The 16,319-nt window shown below is 42.1% G+C and carries 17 protein-coding genes and 1 tRNA gene; 14 read left to right on the top strand and 4 right to left on the bottom strand.

The window, feature by feature from the left end; translation table 11 throughout:
• From AC0NJP_RS14980 to AC0NJP_RS15010, 7 genes are all read left to right on the top strand, one after another.
• Positions 1 to 1,047 (top strand): electron transfer flavoprotein subunit alpha/FixB family protein (locus AC0NJP_RS14980; RefSeq protein WP_474700337.1); only part of this gene is annotated, 1,047 nt, incomplete at its 5' end.
• Between the two features lie 75 nt (positions 1,048 to 1,122).
• On the top strand, positions 1,123 to 1,539 hold the full coding sequence (locus AC0NJP_RS14985) for a MaoC family dehydratase (protein ID WP_474700338.1): 417 nt from the start codon (positions 1,123 to 1,125) through the stop codon (positions 1,537 to 1,539).
• Positions 1,540 to 1,639: 100 nt separating this feature from the next.
• The gene (locus tag AC0NJP_RS14990; protein ID WP_474040723.1) at positions 1,640 to 2,425 is read left to right on the top strand and encodes a short-chain-enoyl-CoA hydratase; all 786 of its coding nucleotides are present in this window, start codon (positions 1,640 to 1,642) and stop codon (positions 2,423 to 2,425) included.
• 138 nt (positions 2,426 to 2,563) lie between these two features.
• A complete protein-coding gene (locus AC0NJP_RS14995) occupies positions 2,564 to 4,657 on the top strand; it encodes a sigma 54-interacting transcriptional regulator (protein ID WP_474040672.1) in 2,094 nt (697 codons plus the stop codon).
• A 22-nt stretch (positions 4,658 to 4,679) separates the two neighbouring features.
• The gene (locus AC0NJP_RS15000; RefSeq protein WP_474040671.1) at positions 4,680 to 4,877 is read left to right on the top strand and encodes a putative signal transducing protein; all 198 of its coding nucleotides are present in this window, start codon (positions 4,680 to 4,682) and stop codon (positions 4,875 to 4,877) included.
• Positions 4,878 to 4,899: 22 nt separating this feature from the next.
• On the top strand, positions 4,900 to 6,654 hold the full coding sequence (gene pyk / locus AC0NJP_RS15005) for a pyruvate kinase (protein WP_474040670.1): 1,755 nt from the start codon (positions 4,900 to 4,902) through the stop codon (positions 6,652 to 6,654).
• A gap of 25 nt (positions 6,655 to 6,679) precedes the next feature.
• Complete coding sequence (locus tag AC0NJP_RS15010; protein ID WP_474040669.1) at positions 6,680 to 8,005, top strand: hypothetical protein; 1,326 nt, start codon at positions 6,680 to 6,682, stop codon at positions 8,003 to 8,005.
• A 13-nt stretch (positions 8,006 to 8,018) separates the two neighbouring features.
• Here the strand turns inward: AC0NJP_RS15010 and AC0NJP_RS15015 are convergent, their stop codons facing one another.
• The gene (locus AC0NJP_RS15015) at positions 8,019 to 9,131 is read right to left on the bottom strand and encodes an acyltransferase (protein WP_474040668.1); all 1,113 of its coding nucleotides are present in this window, start codon (positions 9,129 to 9,131) and stop codon (positions 8,019 to 8,021) included.
• Positions 9,132 to 9,237: 106 nt separating this feature from the next.
• Here AC0NJP_RS15015 and bcp point away from each other — a divergent pair, with 106 nt between their 5' ends.
• Entirely contained in the window at positions 9,238 to 9,702 is a 465-nt protein-coding gene (gene bcp, locus AC0NJP_RS15020) for a thioredoxin-dependent thiol peroxidase (protein ID WP_474040667.1), read from the top strand.
• Positions 9,703 to 9,800: 98 nt separating this feature from the next.
• Here bcp and AC0NJP_RS15025 read toward each other — a convergent pair whose 3' ends face one another.
• Entirely contained in the window at positions 9,801 to 10,154 is a 354-nt protein-coding gene (locus AC0NJP_RS15025; RefSeq protein ID WP_474040666.1) for a hypothetical protein, read from the bottom strand.
• A gap of 142 nt (positions 10,155 to 10,296) precedes the next feature.
• Here AC0NJP_RS15025 and AC0NJP_RS15030 point away from each other — a divergent pair, with 142 nt between their 5' ends.
• From AC0NJP_RS15030 to AC0NJP_RS15040, 3 genes are read left to right on the top strand one after another with little or no spacing between them, the layout of a single operon-like run.
• Positions 10,297 to 10,701 carry a hypothetical protein gene (locus AC0NJP_RS15030; RefSeq protein WP_474700339.1) on the top strand — a complete coding sequence of 135 codons (405 nt, stop codon included), beginning with the start codon at positions 10,297 to 10,299 and terminating at the stop codon, positions 10,699 to 10,701.
• A gap of 17 nt (positions 10,702 to 10,718) precedes the next feature.
• The gene (locus tag AC0NJP_RS15035; RefSeq protein WP_474040664.1) at positions 10,719 to 11,054 is read left to right on the top strand and encodes a hypothetical protein; all 336 of its coding nucleotides are present in this window, start codon (positions 10,719 to 10,721) and stop codon (positions 11,052 to 11,054) included.
• Positions 11,051 to 11,563, top strand: a complete 513-nt coding sequence (locus AC0NJP_RS15040) for a hypothetical protein (protein WP_474040663.1) — start codon at positions 11,051 to 11,053, stop codon at positions 11,561 to 11,563. The genes AC0NJP_RS15035 and AC0NJP_RS15040 overlap by 4 nt, the downstream gene beginning before the upstream one ends.
• 74 nt (positions 11,564 to 11,637) lie before the next feature.
• On the opposite strand, the gene AC0NJP_RS15045 is transcribed toward AC0NJP_RS15040, so the two are convergent.
• Both AC0NJP_RS15045 and AC0NJP_RS15050 read right to left on the bottom strand, forming a co-directional pair.
• A complete protein-coding gene (locus AC0NJP_RS15045; protein WP_474040662.1) occupies positions 11,638 to 12,351 on the bottom strand; it encodes an SIMPL domain-containing protein in 714 nt (237 codons plus the stop codon).
• A gap of 79 nt (positions 12,352 to 12,430) precedes the next feature.
• Positions 12,431 to 13,147 carry a M48 family metallopeptidase gene (locus tag AC0NJP_RS15050; RefSeq protein WP_474040661.1) on the bottom strand — a complete coding sequence of 239 codons (717 nt, stop codon included), beginning with the start codon at positions 13,145 to 13,147 and terminating at the stop codon, positions 12,431 to 12,433.
• A 154-nt stretch (positions 13,148 to 13,301) separates the two neighbouring features.
• On the opposite strand from AC0NJP_RS15050, the gene AC0NJP_RS15055 reads away from it, so the two are divergent.
• From AC0NJP_RS15055 to AC0NJP_RS15065, 3 genes are all read left to right on the top strand, one after another.
• Positions 13,302 to 13,387 (top strand) — tRNA-Leu (locus tag AC0NJP_RS15055).
• A gap of 605 nt (positions 13,388 to 13,992) precedes the next feature.
• Positions 13,993 to 14,205: a transposase domain-containing protein gene (locus AC0NJP_RS15060; RefSeq protein ID WP_474040642.1), complete on the top strand. Its 213-nt coding sequence runs from the start codon at positions 13,993 to 13,995 to the stop codon at positions 14,203 to 14,205.
• 170 nt (positions 14,206 to 14,375) lie between these two features.
• Positions 14,376 to 16,061: a WG repeat-containing protein gene (locus tag AC0NJP_RS15065; RefSeq protein WP_474040641.1), complete on the top strand. Its 1,686-nt coding sequence runs from the start codon at positions 14,376 to 14,378 to the stop codon at positions 16,059 to 16,061.
• Positions 16,062 to 16,319 lie beyond the last annotated feature (258 nt).

Consider the following 16,319-nt stretch of genomic DNA (forward strand, 5'->3'; position numbering starts at 1 on the left):
CCGGTAGAAGCAATCAGCCGGGAAAAAGTAGAATCGTCGGCGACAGTCGATAAGAGTGATTATAAAGGCGTATGGGTCTTTGTAGAACAGACCGCCGGTCAGGCTCGCGGCGTGGTTCATGAACTCTTAGGCCAGGGTCGGATTTTAGCCGATAAATTAGGCGAAGAATTGTCGGCAGTCATGTTCGGCGGGAATGTAGATGAAGTGGCGAAAGAACTCTTTGCGAGCGGCGCAGACAAAGTCTATGCCGTAGAAGGAGAAGAATTCAGTCATTACAATTCCGATGCCTTCACTAGCGCGTTTGTCGATTTAGTCAATACGTATAAACCGAATGTAATTTTATTAGGAGCGACAGTCGACGGCCGCGATCTCGGACCGAGAGTGTCTTGTCGGGTCAATGCAGGCCTAACGGCAGACTGTACGAACCTGGATATCAATGAAGATCGATTAGTAGCTTGGACGCGTCCAGCTTTTGGCGGCAACATCATGGCTACGATTGTATGCCCGGATTATCGTCCGCAGATGGGTACGGTTCGCCCGAAAGTCTTTAAGCGTCCCGAGCAAGATTATAGCAAAACGGGCGAAATTGTCCGCTTAAAGAGCAAAGTGAAACCAGAAGAAATTCGGACGAAACTGATCGAAGTGATCAGCGTATGTTCGGCATCGTGCAATATTGAAGAAGCAGAAATTGTTGTAGCAGGCGGCCGTGGCTTGTGCAGCTTGGAAAACTTCAAGCTCATTGAAGACTTGGCAGAAGTGCTGGGCGGAGCCGTTGGGGCGTCCCGTGCAGCGGTTGACGCTGGCTGGAAACAGGCGCTGCATCAAGTGGGTCAGACGGGTAAGACCGTTGCGCCGAAGATCTATTTTGCCTTTGGGATTTCAGGCGCGATTCAGCATCTGGCGGGCATGACTACATCAGATCTGATTATTGCTGTCAATAAAGATCCTGATGCGACAATCTTTAAATATGCCGACTATGGTATTGTAGCAGACGCTATGGAAGTTCTACCGATTTTGATTGAAGAGTTTAAAAAGCTAAAAGCTTAAATGGTTTCTTAACCATATAAGTGTATGCAAGCCAGTGAAAATGAATTTTGAATAAAAAAAGAAAGAGGTGACATTATGATTCAAGACGTAAAGTTTGCTGATATCGTAGTCGGTCAAAAAGCCAGTGTTTCTAAAACGATTTCAGAAGCCGATGTCTATGCTTTTGCTGGTATCACAGGAGACTTCAATCCGGTCCATGTGAATGCGGAGTTTGCTAAAAACTCAATGTTTGGCGAACGAATTGCTCACGGCATGCTTTCTGCGGGTCTTATTTCCGCTGTGCTTGGGACAACTCTTCCTGGGGCAAATACAATTTATATGGGACAGGAACTTTCTTTCCTCGCTCCCGTGAAATTCGGCGATACGCTGACAGCGACGGCAGAAGTTATCGAAAAAATCGAAGGTAAAAACCGTCTAGTTTTAAAAACCACAGTAACAAATCAAGAAGGAAAAGTTGTTACTGATGGTAAAGCAACAGTTATGAAGAAATAAATGCATAAAGAGTCACTGCAGGATCTCCTGCAGGACTCTTTTCTGTAGTCACGGGTAGCAACGAAAGTATAGAATATATACTAAAAGCTAGGGAGTGGATATTATGGAATATAGTACACTACTTTACAGCGTTGACGAAGGAATTGCTTTAGTAACAATTAATCGCCCGAAAGCGCTCAATGCTTTAAATGCAGCAGTTATGTATGATTTAACCGATTTGTTTGGCAAAATAGCCGTTGATCCGGCTGTCAAAGTTGTTATTATTACAGGCAGCGGTGAAAAATCTTTTGTCGCTGGCGCCGATATTACAGAAATGCAGAAAATGAATGCAATCGAAGGCCGTAACTGGGGAAAACTTGGTCAGGCTGTATTCGATAAAATAGAAAAATTACCACAGCCAGTGATTGCTGCTGTGAATGGTTTTGCTTTAGGCGGCGGCTGCGAACTGTCCATGGCTTGCGACATTCGTATTGCTGCGGAAAATGCAAAATTTGGTCAACCAGAAGCTGGCCTAGGAATTCCTCCGGGATTTGGTGGTACTCAGCGTTTGCCTCGTTTAGTCGGCAAAGGCAGAGCCAAAGAACTGATTTTTACAACTGATATGATTGATGCACAAGAAGCCTATCGTATCGGCCTAGCGAACAAAGTAGTGCCTTTGGCCGAGCTTCTCGATACAGCAAAGAAAATGGCTCATAAAATTATGGGGAAAAGCGAAATTGCTGTACGGCTTTGTAAAGCAGCAATTAACGAAGGCATGGATGTGGATCTTGATTCCGGCACAGCTTATGAAGCGGAAGTCTTCGGCCTTTGCTTTGCTACAGAAGATCAAAAAGAAGGTATGGCTGCTTTTGTGGAAAAACGCAAACCAGCTTTTACGGGAAAATAACTTTGCAAAAGCAAGCGAAGGAACTTGTCGTCAGGCAAGTTCCTTTTTGTATTAAGCGGAGCTTTTTGGAAAAAAGGAAATCGCCTGCAAGCGTCAAATTATTTATATTCGAACCTAAGTATTTAAAGGAGGAGTCTAATGCGCATCATCGATATGATGAATACAGATATCGTTCCTTTGAATTCGTCAATGTCTTTGGCAAAAGCGGCAAAGGTATTTTCAACGAATCTTTGCTATGAATCTTTACCTGTAGTGAATAGTGAAAGCCGTGTGACTGGATTATTGACAAAACCGGCTTTAATTAAGGCAATTGGCGATTTCGGCGATGCTTTAGGGCATACGATTTCAGAAGTGATGACAGTCAACATTGTTACGCTTCGACCGCTTATGACTCTTTTTGAACTTCATCAACATCATAAGCATTTTGAACAGGTGATTTACCCTGTTGTGGATGACAATAAACGTTTTTTAGGCATTGTAAATTGCAGCTCGCTTTTATATAGTCTTCCTGATGCTGTGACTGCTTTAGAAAGTGAGTTCGATTCCGAAAATAATGCCTTATTTCACGGCGTGATTGCAATTAATGGACAGGGGCTTATTACAGCAGTAAATCGAGCCGGGGAACAGTTAATCGGTCTTACAAAAGATCAATTAGAAGGCCGGGCGATTGAAGAAGTTTTACCGCAACTAGGAATGCTTCGCGTTCTACAGACGTCTACAGCCGAAATGAATCAGTATTTTCATGTAAATGGTCACGAGTTGTTACTAAATCGTTTTCCCATTTTTAATGAACAGCGTATTGACGGCGCTGTAGCAACCTTTCAGGATATTACAGCTCTTGATAAATTGCAAAAAGAATTGCGGACAGTGCAGCAACAAAATTACATGACCAATCTTTTTGTCGATAGCATGCTAGAATGTGTGGTAGCAGTAGACCGTAAGGGAATTATCGTTATGCTAAACTCGGCTTATTGTAACCTTCTCGGGATTCGTCGCGAAGACGCTGTTGGTAAACATGTGTCTGACGTGATTCCCAATACCAGGATGCATATGGTAGCCCATACAGGCAAAGCTGAAGTAGGCGAATATCAGCGAATTAAAAGTCACCATTGTATCGTAACACGTCTGCCAGTGATGCAGGGCGGACAAGTTGTCGGTGCAGTTGGTAAAATTATGTTCACAGAACTGAAAGAATTAAAAACTCTAGCCAATAAGCATATTAAGATGCAGTCTGATATGGAATGCTATACAGAAGAGACCAGCAGTAAAGGCCATAAGCTGGCAGTAGAACAGATTGTCGGGAAAAGTGAAGAGATGGAACGGCTAAAAATGTTAGCTGTAAAAGCGGCACGGGGGAATTCAACCGTTCTGATTCTGGGGGATAGCGGTACAGGTAAAGAACTGTTTGCCCAAGCTATCTATCATGCTAGCTCGCGTCGTCATGGACCTTTTGTGAAAGTGAATTGCGCTGCTGTACCGGAAAATCTGTTAGAATCGGAGCTGTTCGGTTATGAAGAAGGGGCCTTTACCGGTGCTCGTAAAGGCGGTAAGCCCGGCAAATTTGAGTTAGCTCAGGGGGGAACAATTTTTCTTGATGAAATTGGTGATATGCCTTTATCGATGCAGGCAAAGCTGCTCCGCGTTTTGCAAGAAAAAGAAATTGAACGCGTTGGTGGCACCAAAAGCACCAAAGTCGATACACGAGTGATTGCAGCCACCAATTGTAATTTGGAAGAAAAGATGGCAAAAGGTGAGTTTCGCCTTGACCTGTTCTATCGTCTAAATATTGTTCCGATTCATATTCCGCCGCTTTCGGAGCGACGCGAGGATATCCCTTTATTATGTCAGGTTCTGCTACAAAAAATTTATTATCATGTCCAACATGAAGTTGAAGGGGTTTCGCCAGCGGCCATGGAACTTTTAATGGCTTATGAATGGCCAGGGAATGTACGCGAGTTAGAGAATGTTTTGGAGCGAGCTGTTAATATGATGGACGATGAACGTTATATTATGCCGAAGCATTTACCGCTGTTGTCACCAGTCACTGTATCATTGCCGCAGAAAAATCAAGAAAATAACAAAAAATTGGCAGGATTAGTAGGAGATACGGAGAAACAAGCCATTTATAAGGCTTTAGAGTTAGCAGGCGGCAATAAAAGCAAAGCAGCAAAATTGCTTGGTATTCATCGCTCCGGCTTTTATCAAAAGCTGCAAAAGTATAAGATTCATTAAATTAAGGGCCTGGGAGGCTGCTATGTGGACAGTTGTATATATTGCGGTAAATCGAGCACAAGCAGAAACGCTTAAAAATCTATTGACAAGTGAAGGAATTCTTGCCGATACTAGGCCGCTCGGTGCTGCCGGTGTTGGCGACGGCGCCCATGAAATACTCGTTTTACAATCAGAAGTCAATGAAGCACATGAAATTCTATGTCAATTTGCTATTAAATAAATCGCTGTAGGGAGAGTGTCTTATGATTAAAAAAACGAAAATCATCTGCACTGTAGGACCTAGTACGGACAAGCTTGAAACTCTTGCGGAGATGTTAAAAGCAGGCATGAATGTGGCTCGCTTCAACTTTTCGCATGGCTCGCACGAGGATCATGCGAAACGGATTGCTTTAGTTAGACAGGCGTCGCTAGAAACGAAAATTCCTGTGGCTTTAATGCTCGATACCAAAGGGCCGGAAATGCGGCTTGGGAAATTTAAAGGCGGGAAAGCGCAGCTTGTGGCTGGAAATCGTTTTGTTTTGACGGGCAAGACGATCGAAGGCACGGCGGATATGGCTACAGTTAGCCATGCTCTTTTGCCTGAAGAAGTGAAATCAGGTGATACAATTTTGCTGTCAGACGGTTTAATCAGTTTGCATGTTGATAAAATTGAAGATGGCAATATTGTAACAACAATTCAAAACAGCGGTGAAATTAGCGATAGGAAGCGGGTAGCTGCCCCTGGCGTTAGTGTACAGTTGCCGCCGCTTTCCGAACAGGATATTGCCGATATACATTTTGGGATTCAGCAGGGGATGGACTGTATTGCCGCCTCCTTTATCCAGCGAGCTGCCGATGTTTTAGCAATTCGGCGTGTTTTAGAAGAAGCCGAATCGGACATGTTGATTTTTGCTAAAATCGAAAATGCCGCTGGTGTTGATAATATGGATGAAATCTTAAAAGTCGTTGATGGCGTTATGGTAGCCCGCGGCGACTTAGGGGTTGAAATTCCGGCAGAAGAAGTACCAATCATTCAAAAATTATTGATTCATAAATGCAACCGCGTAGGGAAGCCTGTTATTACGGCAACCCAAATGTTGGAATCAATGATGACAAATCCTAGACCGACTCGGGCTGAGGCTAGTGATATTGCTAATGCTATCTATGACGGTAGCGACTGTATTATGCTTAGCGGCGAGACTGCTTCCGGCAAATATCCCGTAGAAGCGGTTAAAATGATGGCGAAAATTGCGATTCGTACCGAAAACTCCCTTGAATATAGTTCACTGCTTGCCAACAAGGGTTTGGGACAATCTCGGACGACGACAGATGCAATCAGTCATGCGACGGTACAAATTGCCCACGAACTAGGGGCGGCGGCGATTGTGACAGCCACAGAATCGGGATATACGGCTTGTATGGTTTCAAAATATCGTCCACAAGCGGTGATTGTAGCTGTTACGCCCAATGAAAAAACGCTGCGACGTATGCTGTTACATTGGGGTGTCTGTCCGCTTCATGGCCCTAGCTCTAGAGACAGTGATCAAATGGTTAATAATGCGGTAGCTAGTGCTCTGTTTGCCAATATTATTAAAGATGGAGACCTTGTTGTGATTACTGCCGGCGTTCCTGTTGGAACAGTTGGTACAACCAATATGATTCGTGTTCATGTTGTGGGTAATATTTTAATGCGCGGTACGGGTGTTGGTCAAAAAAGTGTAACAGGCAAAGTTTGTATTGTTCGGTCCGAGCGGGAAATCAAGGAAAAGTTTAGAGATGGCGATATTTTGATTGTTCCCGGTATTGATGAAAGAACAGCGTCGTTTGCTGTCAAGGCTGGCGCGATTATTGCCGAAGAAGGCGGATTTACTTCTCAAGCAGCCATTGTGGGGATCAGTTACGGAATGCCCGTCATTGTCGGCGTTGATGGCGCTACAGATCGCCTGAAGGATGGGGCGATTGTTACTGTCGATGCGGCGAGAGGTTTGATTTATCAAGGGGAAATTAACGTACGGTAAAGGGACGGAAAGGGGAGCAGGGCTGATGCTGGGGTTTGGACGCAAGATTTTGCGCGGGCGTTTTTTCCTTTTAGCTTTTTCTAGAAAACGTCTGGAGCAAAAGCAGAATACAGAGCAATCCTTACTATGGCTCAAAAAAGCTTTTTTACTGCTCTTTGCTTTTTTAAAACAAGGAAAAACAGTAGAAGCCGTCCAAATTATTGAGCAGATAAAAAGTGCTTATGGGAACGGCTGGCATCGTGAAAATGAACCGATGAAGCTTACTTTGGCGATTGCTGCTTGTTTAAAGACGAAACAACATGATATGGCTGTTTTGTTGTTTGCTGCGTTTACTCCTTTATTTCGCTGTTTGAATCGGGAGCAACAAACGGCTTGCCTTAGTCAACTTGCCTTTTTAGCGCTCATTTCTGCACGGTATGGTCAAATTTTTCTTTGTGCTAAAGCGGCCGACCTTACATTACTTTATTTAGAGAAAAACGAATCCAGTTTAAGCGACATAGAAAATAGACCGGCTGTTGCAGCCGGTCTATTAACAGTAGGAAGGATTGGCTCTATCGCAGTTAGGCGAGATCAAAGCCTCTTTCGTGAGATCGTTTTACGATATACTAGAATCATGGAGCGAAGTGATCTACATTCTTTAGGAGCGTTACCCATAGCGCCGTGGGTTTCTTGGCTAAGAAAAAGTGTTAGCCAAAGAACGGAAGATACAACGGCTTTTTTGCTTGAAGCGATCGCTATTCTTGTAGAACAAGGCAGTTTATCGAAAGCACAATTTGCGGAGTGGATTTTAGAAAGTCAAAGTATTGCTTGTCAGCTTCTGGCTTCGACCAAGAGTACTGTGACGCCGCTTATTGTCAGCGGGATGATTGAAGCGGCCCTACAGGCGGGAAACGTTGCCTATTTCGAAGCTGCAGCAGCTAGCGCTGGGCGGATTTGCCGTATTGCAGTGCAGCAGCGCGGGTATGAGCAAATCTTTCCTTTATTATATCCCTTTTTGAAAAAAGGACGAGTTTTATTGCGTGATGAATGTCGGCTAGGCTATTCAGAAGCCAGTCAGGGTTTTCGACAACACTGTCTTTTCATAATCATGAAAGAATTATCGTTGTTGATGCATTTTGTTTTACGTCAGGAAGCAACAGTCGCATTTAGCGATCTTTTATTCTGGATATTTCATCAGTGGCCGAAAGCATCTGCTAAAGGGCAAAAAGAAATAGAGGCCTTTTGTCAGCTCTTTTATCTGTATTGGTGTCAAAATAAACGTCAGAATAAACGAGAAGCGGCAGCTTTGCAAGAAGCGATCGGAATGCTTGGGGACAAAAAAGAGCTGCCCCCTTTGTTCTTTTTGTCTTAGTTGATCGAAGTTTTTATTGGCGGTTGCCTGTTAGTAACAATGATACAAGCGGCAGTTTCTTTTTGTAATGGTTTAAACAAGCCGCGAAGAGAAGACTGCAAAGAACTGTGGCGCTGTAGAAACATAAAGTCATAAAGCCTGTAAACAGAAGATTTTCTTTTTCTAATAGACGTGACAGATAATACATAAAAAAGGGATGGACAAGATAAACAAGATAAGAATGGGTGCTTAAAGAACGCAGCAGCGAGGCCAATAAAGTGGGCGGCGAATAGCTTTCAAACCACATGATAAAGAACAAGCTTGCCGCTACTGTATAGAGAATCCCGAAAGGGCTGAGTTGGTGTCCTGTATTCACAGCTTGTTCCGGCGTATAGTGCAGCCCAAACAGCAGATAGTAGTACAAGCCAAGCATCGCGATCAAGGTTGTCGTAATGAAGAGAAGGACGGCGTTTTTATGACGCTTTACTGCTTGAGATACCGCTACGAAGTTTTGAGCACAGTAACCGCCCAAAAGGAAGATAAATACATAGTGCAAAACCCAGTAATTCAAACGGTAGTCAATCAAATGATCTACAAAGCGATGTCCTGTAACGGCAGGAATGCAATAACTAGAATAAAAATCGAAGACGATTTGCAGAATCAGCAAAGGGATAAAATAAACAGGATGGGAAAGTAAAATTTTGAGCAAATAGCGCCAAACAGGCATGAATAGATAAAACCATAATAAAATGACGAGAAAATAGAGTTGGTAAGAAGCCAGTCCGAAAAAAAGCGTGTCAAATAGTTCGCGTGGTCGCCAAAAGCTTGTATCGCCAGTTAGATAAGTGGAATGAAGCAAGTACAGACAAGACCAGACTAAATAGGGAATCAGAACGGTTTTAGCGCGTTTTCGCAGATATTCGCCATAAGAAAAGGGCGCTGTTAAATTTTGCGCCCAAAAGAGGCCAAAAGCAGAAACGAAGAAGAAAATAGGTACGCTAAAGCGACTTACGATTTCGAGTAAAGCGAAAAGCTGTATATTTACTTTAGGATTTGTGAGTGAGTAAGCTCCGGTATGAATACCTACTACCCCGAGCATTGCAATGCCGCGAATATATTCAACAGATAAAATGCGTTGTTTTGCCATAATAAAGTCCTTTCCTTACAAAACAGTAAAAATGGTGTAGAATAACAGGATTTGGTTAAACTATGTCGAATAAGATGAGCGAGTTAGGAGAAACGGAGGGAATAGAGTGAGCGAAATTACCGAAAATATGATAGCGCCTGATTTTTCTTTACCAGCTGCAGGCGGGCAAACCATTACCTTATCGGACTTGAAAGGACGGCGGATTCTCCTTTATTTTTATCCGAAAGATAATACGCCGGGTTGCACTATTGAAGCGCAAGAATTTAATGAAATTGTTGCGAGATTGGAAGCACTTAATGTTGTGGTACTAGGGGTGAGCCGCGATACCGTATCTACTCATGAAAAATTTCAAGACAAGCATTCGTTAACTTTTGCCTTACTGAGCGATAGTGACGCCAAGGTATGCGAACTTTACGGCGTTATGAAAGAGAAAAATATGTATGGAAAAAAAGTAATGGGAATTGAACGATCTAGCTTTTTGATTGATGAGACAGGTAAAATCACTAAAGTATGGCGCAAAGTAAAAGCACAAGGCCATGCAAAGGAAGTCCTCGCGGCCTGTGCCTTATAATTATTCTCGCTTTATGGCTATTTTCCTGCCCTAAATAAGAGCTGTCTCCCAGGCAAAGCTTTCACAAAGAGCGTTTTGCCTGGGAGACAGCTGTGTTTTTATTGTTGATTCAGAGGAATGCCTAAAAAGTTACCTGATTGAATCGGTTGATTTTCAATTAATTCTTCCGGTAAAATGTTAAAATGTTTAAAAAAGCGTTTGGCGCCGATATAAGCGCCTTTAGAAGCGAAACGGATGGGAAAACAATTTGTTTTTGGTTCTTCTAAGGGGAGAATACCGACGGCTTCTTGCGTCGCATCATAACCAAGCATGCAAAATCGGTTGTTTGCCAAAAGATCAGCCGCTTTTTTATTAAAAACGATGCGGCCATTGGGACGAACTTCTACAAGTGGTTCTGTGTTTGGCACCGTGCGAGGTTTTTTCGGCTCGAATAACTGAAAGGAAAAACTCATAAAAAACACTCCTTTATGCAATAATTTTCTATATAATCAAAGTATGCACAGAAAACGGAAATAATAAACTTTTTTTCAAAATTTCGAAAGAATTGACGAAAGTGATGCAATCAGTTAGGATTAGAAGAGTGAGGTGAAAGGCATGCCTGTTTTAACAGAAATGGAAAAGATTCCAGAACGCGTTTGGGTTGATTTTCTTCGAGCAAATTTGTTTCCGCCAGAAGAAATTCCCTGTATTGTTCCCTTAGAAAAATCCTTTTTTATGCTTTCTATTCCCGATGCGGGTTTTTTAGTTACAGCAAAGCGTCTTGTGATTTATCGGAAAAAATTCATGAAGGGCCTTGTCAAGCATGATGATGTTTTTTTGACGGACCTAGATAAAATTTCCTGTGAAGAAGCTACGAAAGGGTATCAGTTTTATTTTCACTTTGTCGATGGCCGTGAGTATTGGGTAAAACTAGCGGTCACGCAAGGGGAAGCGGAACTGATTCAAAAATCCTTATTTAATTTGGCGCCGCAACTGCATTCTGAGATCGCCTTATTTTAAGAAAGGAGAGATACTCGATGAATCAGGCTTGGTTGTTAATTTTTGCGATTATGATTGGCAGCAGCTTACTGAAAAATGTCTTTGTACACATGTTTGCTTGGGTGTTGATTGATGTAGGCGTGTTAGCTGTTTGCTATCTTGTTTTAAAACGCCATCCCTATATTGATATGGGAAAAAGTTTGACCTTTTTAGTTGGGTTGACCATAGTCAATGTCTTATCAGATCTAGATATTATTGGAAGTGTAGTGGCGAGCTTGCTGCTGTTGGCCTTACTTGTTTGGATTTTTTTGGGCGGAAACTTACGACCGCCTCGTTCGACTGTGCGGCGATTGCGTCATAAGTGGCACAAATGAAACTTCGTCAGCTTGTACGCGGATCACTGCTACTCGCCTTAGCGCTTGTGTTTCAGTCCTTGCGGCTGATGATTCCGATTCCGCCGATGTTCACGACCTTTTTAATCGGAACGCTAGTTAACAGTGTTTTGCTGTTCGCCTGTGAAATGGTAGGGCTTAGAGCCGCTTTGTTTATTGCTTGGATTACACCGCTTGTAGCTTTTGCGCAGCAAATGCTGCCTTTGCCTGTATTCATTTTGCCTGTGGCTATTGCCAATTCAGTTTTTCTGTTGAGTTTTTACGGTTTACGTCATAGGGCAAGTTGGTTGAGGCTTTTGGGAGCGGCGACGCTTAAAACCGTAATGATGTATAGTTCTTTTGTCTGGTTATTATCTTTTTTGACATTGCCAGCACCGGCAGCAAAGGCGATTTTGTTTGTAATGAGCTGGCCACAGTTTATTACTGGGGTAGGCGGTGGAATTTTAGCGCTTTTTTTAGTCAAGTGGTTTGCAAAATTTTATACAAAATAAAAACGGGATGTCTCATACATCGGGTTACCGATAGCGAGACATCCCATTTTTTTAGCTAGGATAGACAGTAAGTTTTATTCTAGTTCACAAATGAGCGAGACAGTGCCAGTTGCGATAATGGTTCCTGGGGAAATCGGTGTAGCTGCATTACTACTGAATAGTTCCGCTTTCAGCATCAACCGAGGCGAATCAGGTTGTTGGAAGCTAAGATCCTGTTCTGTTACGGAAGAAACGCGTTTAATTTTTTTATTGAGAGCTGCCGCAATGGTTTGGGCTTTTTCTAAGCCGTTTTGTACAGCTTCTGTCAACAGTGCCTTTTTTAGTTCAGTATCATTTTTTTTCTGGAAACGTACATTTGTGACTTGATTGGCGCCTGCAGCTAAGGCTGAGTCAATGATTGTGCCTACACTGGCAATATCATCAGCTTGTGCGGTAATATTGTTTGTTACACGGTAGCCAATGATTTTCGCTACTTTTGTGGATTTATCTGGTTCATTAGCATAGACAGGGTAAATCACAAATTGCGATGTGTGAATTTGTTGCGCAGCGATTCCGAGTGCGGCAATTTTGTCACGGACGGCAGTGGAATTTTGCGCGTTTTGGGCTCTGGCGGCTTCGGCCGTTTCGGCTTGACTTACGACGCCTAAAGTAATAAAAGCTTGGTCTGGTTCTATTTCCATCCGGCTGGTTCCCTGAACGGTTACCGTCGGCGCTTCGCTAGCCCAAGTTGTTGGCAAAAAGAAAGCTAGACAAAAGCAAAGGAGCAAAAGAGTTTTCAATCGGTTCATAGGTTCAAACCTCCTAAATGTTTTGTTTTTGACTGAGTAGTCTGTTAAGGAATTTCGCCATATAAGCTGGTTTTTCCTCTTAATTTGAAAAAAGACGCCGTAATAGAAGTCCTTTTTCTTTCAGCCAAAGGCGATGTTTTTGATAAGCTGGGTCAAAAGTGGCTACGATCTGCCAAAATCGTTTGGAATGGTTTGGTTCACGTAAATGAGCTAGTTCGTGAATAACGAGATAATCCATCACTTGCGGCGGTGCCATAATAATCTGCCAGTTATAAGCTATGTTTCCAGCGGAAGAGCAGCTTCCCCATAAAGTCTTTTGGTTTTTTAAGGTAATCTTGCGGGGAAAGACGCCGATCTTTTTTGCCCAGGTTTCGGTAGTTTCTCTTAGTTTGGTCTGCGCTGCCTCTTGGAAGAGCTGGGCTAGTATCGCCTTGGGAGCTTGCGGTAAAGTTGTTGCAAAATATAAATGAATCGCGTCTTGTTCGATCATGCCTTTCGTTTCTGTGGCATGTTCATGGAAGATTAGTTCATGGGGCGTCCCTTGAAATAAAATTTTTTGACCCGGTGCAATTGTTTGATTGACAGTGGCGTGTGACAATTGCTCCAGATGGGCGGCATGGCTTATGATCCAGGCAGTCTTTTCAAGTAGCAGCGCGCGAATTTGGGCAAGCGGGTAATTCTTTGGCGCTTTAATTTCGAGCTGTCTTGCCGAAACTACTCTTAGTAGTAAGGTTTTTCGACGCGGCACAAAAACTACGTCAAAGGAAAAGGGCTGTCCGTTTAATGATATATTCATAAATACCTCGCGAAAGTGGTTTATTTACGATTTTACCATAGGGTTTTATAAAATGCTTCATAATTTTTTTATAAACTGGCATTTTAGTGCTTGACATAATAGGTTCTGGATGTTATTATTATTTATGTCGCTGCGATGTGCAGCACGAAGACATGCCGAAGTGGCGGAATTGGCAGACGCACCTGACTCAAAATCAGACGAGGTCTCCTCGTGCCGGTTCGAGTCCGGCCTTCGGCACCAACAAGATTAAGGCTTCCCAGTTTGGGAAGTCTTTTTTCATGTTTAAAAGTGCTACCGGAGTGCTATGGCAAATTATTTTTTGTGAGTTTTAGGCGTAGTCATTTGCAGAATATCATCAAATTTATTTACAGCATCTTGTTGAAGCGTATCTGTAGCATGAGTATGCCTTAGATCGTGAAAGCGAGTATGAGGCAGTCCTGCGTTTTTTAGCCAAGTATAATGGAACTGTATAGCTAAAAGTGGAAGGACGAATGTAGCCTCCTTTACGGTTCTTAAAAACGATGTCATCAGGCGTAGTTGGTCCTTGCTCTGATTTATACTGCTTCAATTCTTCAATCACTATGTCTAGTAGCAAAACGATTAGATGAATCGTTTTTGTTATTGGTAGAAAAGATACGCAGTCTTTCTTAATTTTGTTACACTACCTTCGATCGTTAAAGTTTTTTTGCTAAAATCCATATTTTTCAATGAAACGCTAGTAGTTCAGAGCGTCTTAAGTCTGTTCCTAACTCGAAGAGTACGAAAGATAGAGCATTTAGCTTGAAATTAATAACAACTGTATTGCGCGAAGTATTAAGCCGTTTATAATTGGTCGCAAAAATTTTATGTTTACTAATACGTCGCGAGATGCAACAGCTAGTAGTATAATTTATAGTCTGGTGGAAACGGCGAAGAAAAATCATCTTAATCCTTATGCATATTTAAATTATGTATTGAAGAACGCACCTAACTGGGATATTTCTGATGCTGCTATACTGCAAAAACTATTACTAATGAATGCTCTTAATGAATGCAAGATACAAGCCGCATCCAGTTGACTTTGTCAGGGTAACGGCTTTTTTAACGCTTATCTATAACATAAAAGGCATTTGATTAAATGTCGAAAATTGTATTTATCTTGCAAAAAAACATTGCAAATTAGTATGAATTGGAATATAATGTCTTTTGTTGTTGTAGGAAAATTTAGGAATAGGAGTGAACTATTAGCATGAGGTTAACAGAATGGACTAAAATTTTTGTCGGATTAATTACTGTTTATGTATGTTTATTAGGCAGTTTTCCTGTAAAAGCAGCTGCACAAATTGAAAACAGTGCAGCTGATCCGATAATTACTGAACCTGTGGTGCAGGGGGAACCAACTCAGGATAATCGCAACTCTTCTGATATTGCGTTAGCTGGTGTAAAGCTCAATGGCAAGTGGGGGTTTATTAATCCGCAAGGGCAATTTGTAATTCCAGCCGAATGTAAAGAAATCAGAGCCTTCCAAGATGGTTTAATAGCAGTAAAAACGGAACTGGGCTGGGGCTTTTATGATAAAAAAGGAGTCATGGTGATACCTTGTCAGTTTGATGAGGTGGGAATTTTTAAGGATGGTTTCGTAGCAGTAAAGTATAAAGGTAAGTGGGGATATTACGATACGCAAGGGAAAATTGTTGTCCCGGTAGAATATGATGAAGTAGCTGGTATAAGCGAAAATATTGCTGTTGTTAAAAATAGTGGTAAATGGGGTTATTACAAAATAAAAGAAATGTTAACCATTCCTGGCTATAAGGAAGCAGGGCTGTTTGGCGATGGGATAGCACCGGTAAAGAGCGATGGAAAATGGGGTTATATTGACAATAATGGTAAAGTGATTATCCCCTTTCAATTTGAAGATGCTTTGAAATTCAACGAAGGATTGGCTGCTGTCAAAAGAAAGGGAAAGTATGGCTTTATTGATAAAACTGGTGCAATGATTATCAAAGAGCAGTTTCCTGAAGTAAGCAATGGATTTCAAGACGGTTTTGCTATGGTTAAGACTGATAAAAACTGGGGTTACATTGATCGCAGTGGCACCGTGTTAGCTTCTGACTACGATAGTGTTTTTCCATTTAAGAACGGATTAGCAGAAGTCAGAGTTGTAAAAAGATCGTTCAACATTTTTGACGCGGTCATGGTAGTGGTAGGGGCTACTGCAGGTGTGGTAGATATCCGTACTAATGACCTTTTGCCAGAGAATACGAAACGAGGATATATTGATAAAACCGGTAAAGAAGTTCTTTCGACTAAAAATGATTTTACAGGAGAGTTTCATGATGGACTCGCTGTTGTTAATGTAAAGGGAAAATGGGGAGCTGCAGACAGGACGGGGGCATTTATCGTACCGGCCCAATATGACAAGATGTCAGCTTTTCGGAGAGGATTTGCCCAGGTCAAAAAAGATGATAAATGGGGATTTATTGATACAACGGGTAAGCCTTTGACTTTGTTAAAATTTGATGAAGTTTCAAGTTTTGGCAATGATGGTTTGGCCGCCGTTAGAATAGGCGAGAAGTGGGGGTTTATTGATACCGAAGGGAAAACGGTTATTGCTTTCCGCTATGATGAGGTAGGTTTTCCTGAGACGGAAGCGTTACAAGAAAAACTTGGCTTCTTCTGCGGTTTTGCTAAGGTTAAAGCTTATGGCAAGTGGGGCCTAATTGATACTGCCGGAAAATGGGTTGTTCCGGCGGAGTATAGCAGTTCATCAGACCTTATGGGCGGATCCTTTGATTTGTTAGCAGTTAAAAAGAACGGTAAATGGGGGTATATGGATACTAAGGGGCAGCTGATTATTGAGCCAAGGTTCAATGAGGCAGGTATTTTCTGGAATCAGGCATTATTAGATAAGGAAAATAGTTATTACGTAAAATGATAGTACTCTAAGCAAGCGATTATTATATATTCTATGAATAATTAGCAGATAAATAAAAGAATGAGGTCAGTGGAATACTAATCCACTGACCTCGTTTCTATTTTAATAATGGATCTAAAATTTTTGCAGCATTTTTAAATCCGAAGTGTTGGAGATTTCACGAATGCTAGGTCATTTGGATTTGTAAGCGTAATAAGTCTTTCTGGAAATATGAAGGCATCGGCATAATAAAGCAACAGACTGTTAGAGAAAAGCTTA

Source organism: Pelorhabdus sp. sgz311002 (genome assembly GCF_056134285.1).